Source organism: Methylobacterium sp. J-118 (assembly GCF_057836565.1).
Map to the genome: position 1 here is coordinate 1 of NZ_JBYQFA010000005.1, position 12,603 is coordinate 12,603.

Annotated in this window: 18 protein-coding genes; 8 read left to right on the forward strand and 10 right to left on the reverse strand. The window is 63.8% G+C overall.

What is annotated here, in order from left to right; all coding sequences use genetic code 11:
- Positions 1-125: 125 nt before the first annotated feature.
- The gene (locus AC3IF3_RS29720; RefSeq protein WP_489231615.1) at positions 126-842 is read right to left on the reverse strand and encodes a Crp/Fnr family transcriptional regulator; all 717 of its coding nucleotides are present in this window, start codon (positions 840-842) and stop codon (positions 126-128) included.
- Positions 843-1,040: 198 nt separating this feature from the next.
- Between AC3IF3_RS29720 and AC3IF3_RS29725 the strand changes: the two genes are divergently transcribed.
- From AC3IF3_RS29725 to AC3IF3_RS29735, 3 genes are all read left to right on the forward strand, one after another.
- The gene (locus AC3IF3_RS29725) at positions 1,041-1,805 is read left to right on the forward strand and encodes a Crp/Fnr family transcriptional regulator (RefSeq protein ID WP_489231617.1); all 765 of its coding nucleotides are present in this window, start codon (positions 1,041-1,043) and stop codon (positions 1,803-1,805) included.
- A gap of 3 nt (positions 1,806-1,808) precedes the next feature.
- Complete coding sequence (locus AC3IF3_RS29730) at positions 1,809-2,081, forward strand: hypothetical protein (protein WP_489231618.1); 273 nt, start codon at positions 1,809-1,811, stop codon at positions 2,079-2,081.
- Positions 2,082-2,162: 81 nt separating this feature from the next.
- The gene (locus AC3IF3_RS29735) at positions 2,163-2,456 is read left to right on the forward strand and encodes a hypothetical protein (protein WP_489220812.1); all 294 of its coding nucleotides are present in this window, start codon (positions 2,163-2,165) and stop codon (positions 2,454-2,456) included.
- A 9-nt stretch (positions 2,457-2,465) separates the two neighbouring features.
- Here AC3IF3_RS29735 and AC3IF3_RS29740 read toward each other — a convergent pair whose 3' ends face one another.
- A complete protein-coding gene (locus tag AC3IF3_RS29740) occupies positions 2,466-2,687 on the reverse strand; it encodes a hypothetical protein (protein WP_489220839.1) in 222 nt (73 codons plus the stop codon).
- A gap of 232 nt (positions 2,688-2,919) precedes the next feature.
- Between AC3IF3_RS29740 and AC3IF3_RS29745 the strand changes: the two genes are divergently transcribed.
- The 4 genes from AC3IF3_RS29745 (at position 2,920) to AC3IF3_RS29760 (ending at position 4,901) form a co-directional block, all read left to right on the forward strand.
- A complete protein-coding gene (locus AC3IF3_RS29745; RefSeq protein ID WP_243973619.1) occupies positions 2,920-3,096 on the forward strand; it encodes a hypothetical protein in 177 nt (58 codons plus the stop codon).
- 4 nt (positions 3,097-3,100) lie between these two features.
- Positions 3,101-3,820: a hypothetical protein gene (locus tag AC3IF3_RS29750; protein WP_489220811.1), complete on the forward strand. Its 720-nt coding sequence runs from the start codon at positions 3,101-3,103 to the stop codon at positions 3,818-3,820.
- Positions 3,821-3,824: 4 nt separating this feature from the next.
- A complete protein-coding gene (locus AC3IF3_RS29755) occupies positions 3,825-4,190 on the forward strand; it encodes a hypothetical protein (protein WP_243973617.1) in 366 nt (121 codons plus the stop codon).
- A gap of 321 nt (positions 4,191-4,511) precedes the next feature.
- On the forward strand, positions 4,512-4,901 hold the full coding sequence (locus AC3IF3_RS29760; protein WP_243973616.1) for a heme utilization protein: 390 nt from the start codon (positions 4,512-4,514) through the stop codon (positions 4,899-4,901).
- A gap of 1,127 nt (positions 4,902-6,028) precedes the next feature.
- Here the strand turns inward: AC3IF3_RS29760 and AC3IF3_RS29765 are convergent.
- The 8 genes from AC3IF3_RS29765 to AC3IF3_RS29800 form a co-directional block, all read right to left on the reverse strand.
- Positions 6,029-6,379 (reverse strand): hypothetical protein, encoded by a 351-nt coding sequence (locus AC3IF3_RS29765; RefSeq protein ID WP_243972559.1) that lies wholly within the window; start codon positions 6,377-6,379, stop codon positions 6,029-6,031.
- Positions 6,380-6,396: 17 nt separating this feature from the next.
- On the reverse strand, positions 6,397-6,741 hold the full coding sequence (locus tag AC3IF3_RS29770) for a hypothetical protein (protein WP_243972560.1): 345 nt from the start codon (positions 6,739-6,741) through the stop codon (positions 6,397-6,399).
- A 724-nt stretch (positions 6,742-7,465) separates the two neighbouring features.
- A complete protein-coding gene (locus tag AC3IF3_RS29775; protein WP_489231619.1) occupies positions 7,466-7,783 on the reverse strand; it encodes a hypothetical protein in 318 nt (105 codons plus the stop codon).
- Positions 7,784-7,955: 172 nt separating this feature from the next.
- Positions 7,956-8,735 carry a hypothetical protein gene (locus AC3IF3_RS29780; RefSeq protein WP_489220809.1) on the reverse strand — a complete coding sequence of 260 codons (780 nt, stop codon included), beginning with the start codon at positions 8,733-8,735 and terminating at the stop codon, positions 7,956-7,958.
- Positions 8,736-8,809: 74 nt separating this feature from the next.
- Entirely contained in the window at positions 8,810-9,940 is a 1,131-nt protein-coding gene (locus AC3IF3_RS29785; RefSeq protein ID WP_489231621.1) for a transcriptional regulator, read from the reverse strand.
- Positions 9,941-9,969: 29 nt separating this feature from the next.
- Complete coding sequence (locus AC3IF3_RS29790; RefSeq protein ID WP_489220807.1) at positions 9,970-10,233, reverse strand: hypothetical protein; 264 nt, start codon at positions 10,231-10,233, stop codon at positions 9,970-9,972.
- Between the two features lie 13 nt (positions 10,234-10,246).
- Complete coding sequence (locus tag AC3IF3_RS29795; RefSeq protein ID WP_489231622.1) at positions 10,247-10,771, reverse strand: hypothetical protein; 525 nt, start codon at positions 10,769-10,771, stop codon at positions 10,247-10,249.
- Positions 10,772-10,878: 107 nt separating this feature from the next.
- A complete protein-coding gene (locus AC3IF3_RS29800) occupies positions 10,879-11,157 on the reverse strand; it encodes a hypothetical protein (RefSeq protein ID WP_489220805.1) in 279 nt (92 codons plus the stop codon).
- A gap of 327 nt (positions 11,158-11,484) precedes the next feature.
- Between AC3IF3_RS29800 and AC3IF3_RS29805 the strand changes: the two genes are divergently transcribed.
- Positions 11,485-12,285, forward strand: coding sequence for a helix-turn-helix domain-containing protein (locus AC3IF3_RS29805; RefSeq protein WP_489231623.1), 801 nt, complete (start codon positions 11,485-11,487; stop codon positions 12,283-12,285).
- Positions 12,286-12,603 lie beyond the last annotated feature (318 nt).

The following is a 12,603-nucleotide window of genomic DNA, read 5'->3' on the forward strand; positions in this document are numbered from 1 at the left end:
CATCTATCACGTCACCAGCCGCGGACGCGGTCGGAAGGTGCGCGAGGCCGGGCGAGCGGTGATGATAGGGCCGCCCGGCTTAGACGTCTTCCTCATCGTAGCTTGGGGTGGGGCTGAGAAGGTTCTCAGTGGCCGCCCGGTGCCGGACCCGTAAACAGGCGCTCGTATTCGGCCTCGGGAGTGCCGTAGGAGGGGCCGGCTAGAGCGAGCAGCGCCGCGCGATCGCGAACGATCAGGGTACCGCGCTGTCGACCGATCACGCCGGAACGCTCCAGGACCGAGATCGCGCCCGTCAGGCCCGGACGATTGACCCCGAGCATCAGCGACAGAAACCGGTGCGTCGTCGGAAGTTCGTCACCCTCGGTCCGATCGTGACACATGAGCAGCCAGCGGGCGAGACGCGGCTCCAGGGTGTAGCGGCCGTTGGCCAAGGCCGTGGCCGTGGCCTGCACGCCGAGGACGTGCGCATACTTCAACAGCTGATTGTGCAGGCGCCGACTGTGCCGAAGCGCATCAGTGAGGGCACTTACCGGCATGACCTGCGCTAGCCCGATAGCCTGAACCCGAGCCTCGTCCGGCGTCCGCTCGGCATCGAGTAGGATCGGCACGCCAACCATGCCTTCGCATCCGACCAGTCCGACCTCGACCTGCTGGCCGTCCGCCGCGACACTAACGAGCGAGACGATGCCTCGTTCGACGAAGGCAACCCGCGTGATCGGGGTGTCGGCTTTGATCAGCACATCGCCCAACGACAGGATCGCAAGTTGGAGGTGCGGCCGCAGGAGATCGAAATCGTCCGGATCCAGGGATCTGAGCAGGCGATTGAGGCAGCTGTGCTGCATCGGTTGCGACCTAGTCCCGTTCACTTGGAGCGGGAGGTCCAAGAGCCCTCGGTCACGAGCACCTGAACGTGCCTGCGTACGACGCCTGCCTGTCTTTGAGCCTAATTTCTTAGGAGCACAAGATATCGGTCAAATGATGGAGATCTTGTCGGATATCTGACATATTGGCAGGCATCGAGGCGCAGCGATGTAAGCCCCATGCAGCAGGCGCTGACGCGGAAGCTCGAGAGCTTCGAACCCCTCTCCGACCCAGCTCGCTCGGCCTTGAACAACCTGATACTCAAGGTCCGGCAGGTCGGCGCGCGCCAGGATCTGATCCGGGAAGGCGATAAGCCCGACAACGTCCTGCTGATCCTCGACGGCTTTGCCTGCCGGTACAAGGTCCTTCCGGACGGCCAGCGCCAGATCATGGCCCTGTTGTTGCCCGGCGATTTCTGCGACCTGAACGTGTTCATCCTCGACGAGATGGATCACACCATCGGCACCATCTCGCAGTGCCAGGTCGTGGACATCCCCCGTCGGGCCATCGATGAGATCACGGCGCATCACACGAGCATCGCGCGCGCCTTCTGGTGGTGCTCCCTGGTCGACGGTGCCGTCCTGCGCGCGTGGTTGGTCAACATGGGCGCGCGGGCTCCGGACCAGCGCATCGCTCACCTCCTCTGCGAACTTTTGATGCGCCTGGAAGCGGTCGGGCGTGTCACCGACAACAGCTACGCGTTCCCACTGACGCAGACCGAGATCGCCGAGACGATGGGACTGTCCGACGTGCACGTGAACCGGACTCTGCGCGAGCTGCGCGCGCTCGGCCTGATCCACCTCAAGCGCCGCGTCCTGACCATCCTCGACGTCGAACGAATGAAGGCTTTTTGCCGCTTCACACCGAACTACCTGCACTTGCGCAGCACGCGCTGGGGTGATCGTCGCGACCTGAGTTGGCCCGGTATGGCCCAGGAGGGCTAGCCGATGTCCGGGCGGGGCAACGTCGAGACGCTGCTTGTGCTGCAGCTGCAACCGATCGCGGTCGACACCGGCAGCCCCGACCGGGATGGCATGCTGGTGATGGCAAACGGGCTGCTCGTAGCCGTGCTGGTGCGCCTCGCCGAACCCAAGCATGCCAATGTCGGAAGCTGGTTCATGGAGGCGGGGTTCGGCCGGCTCCAAGGGCAGAGGGTCCCTGCCTTTCCAGCCCTGGAAGAGGCGAGCCGCTGGGTACGACGACATCTCAAGCCGGTTTGAGCGATTTCGCTGGTGATCGATGGAAAATGTTGCCTGCAAACCCCAACAGAGACGCCGCGGCGCGGGGCTATAGGGCAAATCATGAGCGAACCCCAACAAGGCAGTGCCGAGGCGGTGTACGTCTCGGCCATGGTCGGCGAGATGATGCAGCGCGTTCTCAGCGACGCCCTCGTCGACCTCGCACGGACAAAGGGAGCAGGCTACCTCGACATGTTCATGGAGCGCGAGCTGGCCCGCTACGCCGATCTGTTCCGGGAGCGGTCGGACGACACGCCTGAAACCACCAGCGTGTTGCGGGCCTGGTTCGTGATGGAAGGCAGCGCAGCCTTGCGGGCTGTCGTCGAGCGCGCGAGCACCGAAGCTCGGCGCGACTGACGCGTCGCATCAGGCTGCCGACAGCCGCTTGGTGTTGAAGGCGACGTGCTCGCGGTAGCGGGCGATGACCGTCTCGGGCGAGCCTCCGAACATCAGCGTAGTCATTGCCTCGCCGGCCGCATGCACCTTCTCGACAACCATCGACCGCATCTCGGCGCGGCCCTCACGGCCGCCCCAGGCAAGACGTACCATGCGCAGCTCGATGACCCGTCGCGACTCAATCGCCAGCATTATCGATAAAAAGATGGGATTATACACGACAAAACTCCAAATATCAGTAGATGCTGTCTAGATCAATGTGGCGTGCACCAACATTGATCCTCCCTAAAAATGATAAGAAAAGACGCCGCACCCCAGATATGATCGAAAGCGGCAACCTCTGATCCTGGGCTTAGTTCGACATGTAGCACAATGCTCCCCGTCGTCCTTCCTTCGGCGGCTCCTTCGACGAAAGGCTTCGCCTATGGGCAGCGGCATCTCTCTATTATTTTTAGCGCTCGGCACGATCAGCGGCGTCGGCTTCTTGGCCATGATTGCACGAAAGCAGGTGGCGGATCTGAAAGGCGACCCAGCGCGGTCCAACCTCATCAAAGATCACGGCGGCGAACCACGGCAAAACATGCCCGGGACCGAGCACTGAGCCCATGAGGACGGCTGAGACGGTGATCGATAATCCGGCTGAGGCTGCGGCGCGTGAACGAGCGCAGCAGAACTCTCTCGGCAACGGTCCGGGCGACCGGATGTGGGCGGATCCTTTCCCGATGAAGGGATCCACGATGAGCGCCGGCTTCGCGCTGAGCGCGGACCAGCGCGCCACGTTCAGCCCTGCGGCGTGGACGGAGATCGCGTCCGAGGGCGATACAGCCGAGCGGCCGGAGGGGCTCCTGCTTCCGAGCGAAGGTCCGCGCGCGAGGCTCGGCATCCTCGCGCTGTATGAGAGCCCCAGCAGGGCGCAAGCCGCGACGGCCACGCTGGTCGCGGCCGGCATCCCCGAGCGGGCAATCCGGCTCGTGGTCGCCCCCATCGGACTGGATGACGGTCGCGCGGAGGCGGGCTCATCGCTTCCCAACGGCTCCGGTCTTCAGGATAGGCTCGAGACGATCGGCGTGGCTCCGGAAGCGCCGGACGCCTGCTGCGCGCGCTTGAAGCAAGGCGCAGCGATGCTCGATCTCTTGGTCGCGGACAAACAGCGGGACCGCGTCATGGGCATCCTGAAGGATCACGGCTCGGTCGATCCGACGCTGCGCCTCGCGACGTGGTGCGCCGAGGGGTGGGGCGGCACGTCGCCCGTCTCCACGGAGGGTTGGGGCGGCTATTCCGCTACCTCGACCGGCGCAACCGATATCGCGACGCGGCGGGAGTAAGTCGATGTCCATGTTCGCTCCCGTCCGATCCGAGAAGACCGACCTCGACGCCGTGCGACGTTACGCGGTGAGCGTCATCGCGCAGTCCGAAGGCGAGGACCTGCAGATGAAGGCGGTCACCCTGGCGCTGCTCGGCGGGATCATGTGGCGCAGCAAGCCAGGATCGACCGAAATGACCCAGGATGGTGATAGCGGCAACGCCATCCTATCGACCACCCTCGGCGGCCGCCATCTGAACTTCTCCTACGACCAGAACACCGAGTCGATCGCGATGCGCGAGGGCCGGGTCGACGGCCCCATCCTGCACAGCTTCTGCAATCGGACCCTGATCGGAGATTTCGAGACGGCCTTCAGTGCCCTATGGCGCTGAAGGCTATCGCTGAAGTAGCATCCATCTGCACCAGCAGGTTGATTGGCATCGAGATCAGCACGCGCAGGCCCTCCGGCTCCAGTGGTAGGCGATCTTGCCACTAAGATGGCCGCCGACGCTGCGCCGGACTAGGGTTGTGCAAAACCAGACATGTTCGGGTGGTTACGCGATCGGCGGGGCGCCACGCTCGCACCAGATCAGGCTGCCGAGGAAAGTCGTCCGAGCAGCGGTGAAAGTCCTGAGGTCCGGAAAATATTTGTGCGATGCCATTGTTTTCGGAGTGCGAAGTCAGTCCCGACGGCGCGACCGTCGGAGCAGTCTATGACACGTATCGCCGTCTCGATCCTTGCGGCTGCCTTCGTGACAGGCGTTCTCTGTCCGGCCGATGCTGCCACGAAGAAGGTCCGGGTCCCTAACCAGTTCGACGGTTCCTGGACCATCGTAGCCACCACGGCTGAGGGGCCCTGCTCAGCCAGCACAAGCTATCACGTGCAGATCAAGGATAGCGACGCCTCCATTCCTGGGGAGGAAGTCGACATCGCCGGCGGTGTATCGACAGGTGGTGCCGTGCAGGCGACGATCACCAGCGGCGCGAACAAGGTCCCGATTGCCGGCAGCCTCGACACCAAGGGCGGCGGCAGCGGCACATGGCGCACGTCCGGCGGACTGGTCGAATGCACCGGTAGTTGGAGCGCCAAGCGGGCGGGGTAAATGGAACGCTGCCCCGCCGCCCGATCCGATCACGGGCTGGCGGGGGAGGTCGTCGATCTCACCGGCGGTTGCAGCGTCCTTTTACGAGTGAGGAGCGTTCCAGCCGCGGTTCCGCCCCACTGGACCCTTCTGCCATTGACGTCTCCTCCCGCATCGTGGTGCAGAACCGTGGGCGGCAGATGGCGCAGCCGCATCAGCGAGAAGCCGGCACCAGGTCGTTGCTACGGTTCGAATGAGACGTGCACGCGTGCCAGGCAAACTCGGACCGGTCCTGGTTCTCCTTGCCGTAGCACCGACCGATCTGATTGAGACGGGAGTTCAGCCGGGTGCGCCGATCACACTCGGCCGCACTGGAGTCGCCGGGCGAGCCACGGCACGCCTCATCAGCTGCGGTGTAGGCCTTGATGAGCTGCTTCGCTGTCGGCTCGGTTGCCTTTGCTCCGCCGGCAGCAACGACCAGAGCGAGGGCAGCGAGGGTTGTGCGCATGGGGGGAGGATAGCCGCCGGGATGGCGGTGTCGAGGTGGTAGCCGGGGTAGCGCTATCGGCCCCGCAGGAAGAAGAACCAGATCAGGATCAGGACGGGGATCGGCACCCCTAAGAGCCACAGCAGGCTACCTGTCAGCATATCATCCTCCCTGGGTTGCCTGAGAAATACCGCAGATTGCAGATCCGTTCCGGCGCGCCGCGCCTACGCGATAGCGGTGAACTACGGGCAGGCGTAGTCAGCGAGGTTCAAGATCGGTCGTTTTGAGCGAATGTGCCTTTCGCACGGTCTAGTTCATCAAAGAGCGTCCCAGACCCAAGCCGCTCCCATCATTGCCAGCCCACCACTCACCAGCGCGATCACGAGGTAGCGGTGAACACGATCGTAGAGGAGGATTGGCATCGTCGGTGGCCTACTGAAGCGTGGCCATCAATGCCCAGAGACCAAGTCCTGGGGCTAGCTCAAAACCTTAACAGTTCGTCAATTCAGAATTTGCGTGATCCACAGGCCACAGCTTCGCTGGCCCGCCCCACGCCACTTCGGCCTCGAGCCTTCCCCATCCGCACCCCCGGCCTTCTTGGTTCTCCTCGATGAAGATGACGCCGGCTTCAAGGGCGGCTTTCGGCAAGTTTGCCATGCCCTCAGAACCCTCCGGCCTTGGCATGAAGCGTCGCCTGCAGGATGGCGAGCGCAGCACCTCCTGGATGTCGCACGGGCTCTAGTCCAGCCGGGCGCTTAGCGTGCCCCATTCCGGGCGGCTGCAATTTCGCTTCGCCTGGCCCCGGTCCGCTCCTCGCGACGACGCCCCACTCGGGTAGCGCGTGTTCGAGCGTGATTAGTGCGGCGTCCGTCCACGCCTTCGACTGCATGAAGAAAGCGAACCGCACCTTGGTGTCAGGATCCTGCTGGCCGGTGGTCGCGAACCACACCTCGGCGAAGAGCGGGCGCGATGGCTCGCGGGCTTTGGCGACCTTCTCAATGAGGACCCCCATAGCGGTTACGCCGGACTTCATACCTGCTGCACTGGCAGGTCTTTCTCGCGCCGGAACGCGCCCAGGAAGCGTGTCAGACCCGTCAGCGCGCTGTCGCCTTCGCTGGTTCGCTCTATGCCGGCGCCTTCAGCCAGCTTCCCTGAATTCTCGGCAAGCTCGTGGAGCACCTGCTCAACCAACGGCGGCCACGGCACGCCATTGTCCTGCAGCAGACGAGCCGCACTTGCCAACGCGGTGATTTGAGCGGGCGGAACGGACAGATCGAAAATCTGAGCATCAAGGACGCGTTCAGCGACGGCGGTCGCGAGCTGTGCCACCTGGGCAAGTTTGGCCGTCTGCATAGCGTCAATCACCGGGCTCATTTCAGATAGCCCTTCGCCTTCAGGTGCTCTGTGGTACGACCTGACCCCTCTAATTCCTACCCCTTCCGCTCCCGGAGCCGGATCCCGGCCCCACCGCCGTTCTCGGGGATGAACTCCAGGTCGGAGGTCATGGACGGAGATCCGCTGCCGCTACGACGATGCCAGCCGCGATGGCTGCAAAGGCGCAATCCGCGAACGCGTATTCCAAGTCGGCCGCTTCACCATGCCGGTATCTGACGCCTACCCGCTGGGTGCCGATCCGCGAGGCTGCCATCGATTTCTGCGACCGGCTCGGGGCTGAGGCCCATGCGCTCGGTTGGACGGCGGCCGAGCTGTTCGCGCTTCATCCAGAGCATGGAAGGCTGCGGATCGACTACTGCGGGGTGATGATGGTCTCCGGGAGCAAGGCTTGCCGATCTCGGACTGCGAGCGGATCAGGCTGTAGAGGTTGCACATGCAGCAGACTCGCCGAGGCCGCGGTAGATATCAGGACCGCGAGATGACGAACGCTGCCCCGCCGCCCGATCTGATCACGGGCTGGCGGGGCTCGGTGCCGTTCCTCACGGCGAGGGGCCAGTACGCAACGTGGCCCGGGATACAGGATGGGGGAGGGCGGTTAGCCCAGCCTCAACGATGCCGGACGCCGGGGTCCCGGATCGGGATGCCGGTCGGTAGTACCAGTCGGTCCAGTCCCGGCCTGGACCGACTGGGACTTGTCATCGTTCTAGATCTTAGCTGCTCGACTGGAAGCGGCAGCATGTCGCTTGAGCAGCAGATTGCTGTGGCCTTCGGGGGACAGGAACGGTAGCGGACCATCAGCGAGTTGCGCCGCGGTGTGCTTCAGGTGCCAATTTGCGCAATGGGTTACGCCGCTGACCTCGATCGTTCCAGTCAGGAAGACGAGCGCCATGGTCCCCACGATGGTCCCCACGAAGCCAAGCCAGAGCGCTTCGTCGACAGCCTCCTTACGCGCTGAAGCTCGCTCCCATTGCGTGGGCACGAACGCTTGTTCAGCGACGAGGATCAGGCAGGACCAAAACATGGCAGTTCGCTAAGTGCTCAGGGCGAGGGCCCGTTCCGTTGGTTTGCACGTAGCGGTAAACCGTCTGTGTGCAGCGTGGCCCTGCCGCCTGTGAAGCGGCGCGCCGTGGAGTAGGTCACCCTAATCGCTTGCGCGATATCGGCTTGGGTGACGCTGGCAGGGCGGCGCGGCACTAAGAGTTCAACGGCTGATCAGCGAAAAACCCGAACGCGGGTACTGCGGGGTTGCCGAAGCACATCCTCACGACGCGCTCGCCCAGCGGGTACATCTCGCGCAGATGCACAGTGAGCCCCAAGGACTCCTCGGCCGCCCTTTCCGCCGGGTCGTACCAGCCATCATCGAGGGTCGCCACGACCATCCCAGCCCGCTCAAGTTCGGTGGCGGGGGCGATCCAAGAGCTCAGTGGCATGGTGGCGTACATCAGCTTCGTGAAATGATAGGTCTTCCGCACGTCGTCGTCGACCACGCCCAGTTCCTGCTGTGTGAGATGATTGTTCTGGGCTCGGTACATGGTCTGCAACAGGTGCAGCGCCGGTTCGGTCAGCGCATTAAGCGCGCGGGCGATCTCCAGCCGCTCGGCTGGTAGGAGCGTAGATATGCCCAACTCCGTCACCGCCCTCGCTAGGGCATCCGCCATGCGCGGGTTCGTCTCCGACAGCATGCGCCGGATCGCGGCGTGCGCGGAGAGCTGGTAGATCTCATCCGCCTTCAGCCGCTCGCGGGCTCCGGCTTCCATTCGATCGATGCGTTCGCCGAGATCCCCGAGCAAGCGGTCGGTCAGCCGCGCATTGCCGTAATCCACGGCGGCCTGTCCGAGGTCGAACACTAGGGCCGCCCACGGGATGGTGCTCAAGGCTGCCTTCGCGCTGAGCACGCCGACCTTCTGGAGCACCTGTGCACCCGCGCCCATCGGCACGGCGCTGTTCGGGCTCGGGATGACCTCGTCGATCAACCTGCGACTCCTCCAGTAGACGTTGGTCCCGCCTGACGGCGGACGGCTGACGCCGTCTCGGAAACATTGAAGGGTTAGGCCGCCAGCCATTCCAGCAGGTTGGTTGCCGCACTCCGGCTCAAGCCGAACCGGCCCTGTAACGCGTTGGCGAGCTGCGGACGGCTGATCCCGATCTGACGTGCGACTGCCCCTTGCGTCATCTGGCGCACCCGCTGCGCGTCGCGCACCGCCCGCACGAGGTTGTCCGGCAAGACCCCGCCGGCATAGTCGCTGAGGGGCGCCCCGATCTGTCTCCACTCGCCCCCACCGAGCATGTCGGGGTGCTCAAAAACTCCTTCCTCTGGTAGCGGCAGCGCGACGGCACGACCGGACGGGATCGCCCTTACCTTGGCTCCGGGCGCATGCCCGACAGCGCCGACGCTCGGGATCGGGCGGTGCTTCCTCGCTGGACCCTGTACGGTCCGTTCTGTGACGTGAGACTGGTCCGTGGCGGCCTGTAGGTACTTCGTACCTGCTGGACACGAAACAGTCTCACGGTCTCGGACCTGAGCGGGGAGGGCGCCGGCTCGCTGCCGCCGGAAGTAGGTCGCCCGGCTCATCCCCAGCGCTTCCCACGGCTCTAGCTGAGCCTTCGATTGCTCCCGGGGTCGGGCACCCTTGGCGATGCGCCGGGCTTTCTCCCGGGAGGTTTTCTCCCGCCGTTGGTACTTGGCGAACTGACGAGCGGTCATCCCGGCCGGGCGGATCCGGGTGAGGCGCAATCGCTCCCGCTCGGCTACGGTGAGGCGCAGAACGTCCCCAAGCTCTTGAGCGGTCCACCATAGGTGCCGCTGCCCGTCGCGCTCCTGGGCTTCCGCAATGCAGCCGCGGACGCTATCCAAGCCGAGGCGGGGAACAGCGACGCGACACCAGCCGGTGACGTGCTGTTCCAGCTCCTCGGCGAGGAAGCCGCCGGCCTTCGCAACGAGCCAGGGGAGGGCGGCCCTCAGATAGGCTTCGCCGTCATCGGTATCGCAGGGGCCGCGGTGGCGAAGCTGGATGAGATCCGCGATCTCGCGAAGGGTCTGACGATCGCCTGTCCAATTCGAGCGCCGATTGCGGCGACGCTGGATCTTCCGTTCTTTTACGAGCGCGATGGTCTGGGCCTGTTCCCGCTGCCGTACCGCTATCGCCTCGGCCGCGATGCGGTCGAAGATGCTGAACAACCGGGGCGGCTCACTATCCCGGCGAGGCATCAGGCGGCCCCCAGCTCAAAGCTGAGCTGAACCGGTTTCCGGTACGGCGCGCGGGCGGGACAAGGCGGGGTGCGCTCGTCTAGCGCCTGGCGCGTGTGATTGATGAGTGAGACTAATTCGTCGTGGTCCCGAAACCCGCGCTCGAACCACAGATGCGCCCCGATCGCCTCATCCGAGACGATGACCCCACCGTGCGCGTCGCTGCGCTGGCCGAGAACATCGGCTGCGGTCTGAGCGATGGAACGGGCGAGGGCGTCCTGCATGGGACTGTCAAAGCTAGGATTGACCTGGGGGAGGGGCAATAGCTGCCGGCGCACGGCCGGGGCTAAGCGAGATCAATCCAGCCTTCGGGTCAACGATCATGATGCGACGCTGCTCAAAAGCCGAAGTCGCGCCCAGATCAAGGGGCGACAGATGCACCCAGAGCACTCGCACTGTCCAAGTGAGGATTTTAACTATCGTGGTCGCTCCATGGTTTTGTAAATATACTTTGTTCTTATTGACTTTTCGCCCCATTTGCCTGTCGCCATAAGACAACGTGTCAGGATTATACATCTTGCGTTGCGCCTTCTTTCTGAAGGCTTCCGACCCCTCGGGCACAAAGGCTGCAATCTCAGATATGTCGAGCATCAAGTCTAAGGCTGAGGTTTGCGCACGCCTGTCTTTGTATTGCGCTTCAAGTAAGCTTTCGGCGCAAACTATCAAAATTGCCTGTCTACAAAATTCACTAGTCTCGAGTTCGTTATTATCCAATTTCATTGCGCTGCAAAGCCGGTGGAGCGGGTGTCTCTGTCCGTTCATGAGATCTTCTATCGTCTCGGCAGCATACGCCGCCGCCCGGACCCTAGCGTCGATCATGATCTAAGGTGAAAGCGTCTCGGCGCTGATCTGGATCGACAGGTTCAAAATCACGGCAGGGTCGGGTGAGCCGACATGACGGCGGCTGCCAGCGCGTTCCGGAACGTCTTCTCTTGAGGACCGGCGCGCTCTTCGCGATCGAGGCCAGGCGTCGCATCCGCGATGGCCGAGACATTGATGCTGTGCCCGCTGGCGAAGCGGTAGGGGCCCGCCGCCGGATCCCGCATGTAGACGTCGATCGCCGCGACAACCTCTTGGCTCCTGATGATACCTGCCTTGCGCAGGTCCGCGAGGGTCGAAGTTCCTGCTGGCATGGTCGCGCTGATCATTCCCTGACGTTGACTTAACCGTGTGACCCGGCCGACATGCCATGTCCGGCTGAGGCGCTTTCTAGCGAGTCGCCGGCACCATCAGGAGATCACGCCGCCGCAAGTCGACCCCTGAAAAGCCAACGGCCCCCCAGTCGCCAAACTGGAGGGCCGTCGAAATCGAAAAGGGCCTGTGGGGCCTCACGCACCCCCCACAAGCCATGAGACGCCCCCGGGCGTCAAGCGGGAACGCCAATTCCCGCGACGATGAGGCTTTGCCTTGTGGACTGGACGCCCCTGCGGCGGCCCGGAACGACCTGTTGCGGCCCTTTCACGGGGCCGAGGACCATGTTTGCCGACGAGTTGAGGCGCGCCATCGAGGCCGCGAGCCGAATCACCCTGCCGCAGGTGACGGCGCTGCTGTGGCGCGCCTACGGGGAAGGGAAGGTCACGGAGGCCGAGGCCGAGAGCCTGTCCGGCCTGATCGAGGCGCGAACACTGTCTAAAAGTGGACCGCGATCCGGACAGAACCCGAACGGGGCGGCAACTGTCACACCCCGGATGGGGGATGCAGCTGAGAACGCCTCAAATCGCATAGGAAGCTCTAGGAAGCCTGGCGTCGGCTCCCGGCCACGCACGGACGCCTCGATGGAGCGCCGCCGCCGCTGGGCAGCCTCGGGCCGCATGCCGCTCGGTCTCGCCGCCAAGTTCACCCACGCCGAGCAAGGCGTGCTCGCCCTGGTCGCTGCCGAGACCGCGCGCCGGGGCGACTGCCGGCTGGCGGTTGGGCACATCGCGGCGATCGTCGGCGTGTCCGAGACCACGGTGCGCAACGCCATCCGGGAGGCTCGCAAGCTCGGTTTGGTCACGGTCGAGGAGCGCCCTGTCACCGGCTTTCGCAACCTGCCGAACATCGTTCGGATCGTCTCGGCTGAGTGGACCGCCTGGCTGCGCTTGGCCCGGAAGGGATCCATCCCTCAGGGGGGAGGGTGCAAATCCCCGCAGCGCACGCCTACTGAAGTTCTAGTCCTGTCAGAATCGGGGAAAACGGAGCCAAAAAAGGGCTGCCGACAAGCGGCGGGCGACCCCGACCGATCAGACCGTGCGAGAATCCGCGCGGGTAGTGGAATCGGTCAAGCCATGCGGTGACGGTCTGCGGGCGTTCGGCAGAACGGATCAATGCCGATGGTCACGCCTCGCACCGCCCTATGCCTTTGCGGCAAGGTGGTGGATCGGAGAGTCGTGACACCCATAGAGATGACGAGGTGTAGTGTTCCCTCGGATCGCATGATCCAACCCGAGCAAGGTGTCGAAGGAGCTGTCAAAAGACGGAATTCTCGATAGCGGGATTTCGAGCGCCATCCCCATTATTTAACCCGCAATTATGAGTTGTATTATGGCGATATGACGGTTGGAAGCAGTCATTTGACGTGTTTTAAGGCCAGTTTAGAACTATTTATCGATAAA

What these genes read in the sequence shown, in the direction of transcription:
- AC3IF3_RS29720 (WP_489231615.1), bottom strand. Translation starts at nt 842, where the DNA reads ATGCAGCACAGCTGCCTCAATCGCCTGCTCAGATCCCTGGATCCGGAC.
- AC3IF3_RS29725 (WP_489231617.1), top strand. Translation starts at nt 1,041, where the DNA reads ATGCAGCAGGCGCTGACGCGGAAGCTCGAGAGCTTCGAACCCCTCTCC.
- AC3IF3_RS29730 (WP_489231618.1), top strand. Translation starts at nt 1,809, where the DNA reads ATGTCCGGGCGGGGCAACGTCGAGACGCTGCTTGTGCTGCAGCTGCAA.
- AC3IF3_RS29735 (WP_489220812.1), top strand. Translation starts at nt 2,163, where the DNA reads ATGAGCGAACCCCAACAAGGCAGTGCCGAGGCGGTGTACGTCTCGGCC.
- AC3IF3_RS29740 (WP_489220839.1), bottom strand. Translation starts at nt 2,687, where the DNA reads ATGCTGGCGATTGAGTCGCGACGGGTCATCGAGCTGCGCATGGTACGT.
- AC3IF3_RS29745 (WP_243973619.1), top strand. Translation starts at nt 2,920, where the DNA reads ATGGGCAGCGGCATCTCTCTATTATTTTTAGCGCTCGGCACGATCAGC.
- AC3IF3_RS29750 (WP_489220811.1), top strand. Translation starts at nt 3,101, where the DNA reads ATGAGGACGGCTGAGACGGTGATCGATAATCCGGCTGAGGCTGCGGCG.
- AC3IF3_RS29755 (WP_243973617.1), top strand. Translation starts at nt 3,825, where the DNA reads ATGTCCATGTTCGCTCCCGTCCGATCCGAGAAGACCGACCTCGACGCC.
- AC3IF3_RS29760 (WP_243973616.1), top strand. Translation starts at nt 4,512, where the DNA reads ATGACACGTATCGCCGTCTCGATCCTTGCGGCTGCCTTCGTGACAGGC.
- AC3IF3_RS29765 (WP_243972559.1), bottom strand. Translation starts at nt 6,379, where the DNA reads ATGGGGGTCCTCATTGAGAAGGTCGCCAAAGCCCGCGAGCCATCGCGC.
- AC3IF3_RS29770 (WP_243972560.1), bottom strand. Translation starts at nt 6,741, where the DNA reads ATGAGCCCGGTGATTGACGCTATGCAGACGGCCAAACTTGCCCAGGTG.
- AC3IF3_RS29775 (WP_489231619.1), bottom strand. Translation starts at nt 7,783, where the DNA reads ATGTTTTGGTCCTGCCTGATCCTCGTCGCTGAACAAGCGTTCGTGCCC.
- AC3IF3_RS29790 (WP_489220807.1), bottom strand. Translation starts at nt 10,233, where the DNA reads ATGCAGGACGCCCTCGCCCGTTCCATCGCTCAGACCGCAGCCGATGTT.
- AC3IF3_RS29795 (WP_489231622.1), bottom strand. Translation starts at nt 10,771, where the DNA reads ATGAACGGACAGAGACACCCGCTCCACCGGCTTTGCAGCGCAATGAAA.
- AC3IF3_RS29800 (WP_489220805.1), bottom strand. Translation starts at nt 11,157, where the DNA reads ATGATCAGCGCGACCATGCCAGCAGGAACTTCGACCCTCGCGGACCTG.
- AC3IF3_RS29805 (WP_489231623.1), top strand. Translation starts at nt 11,485, where the DNA reads ATGTTTGCCGACGAGTTGAGGCGCGCCATCGAGGCCGCGAGCCGAATC.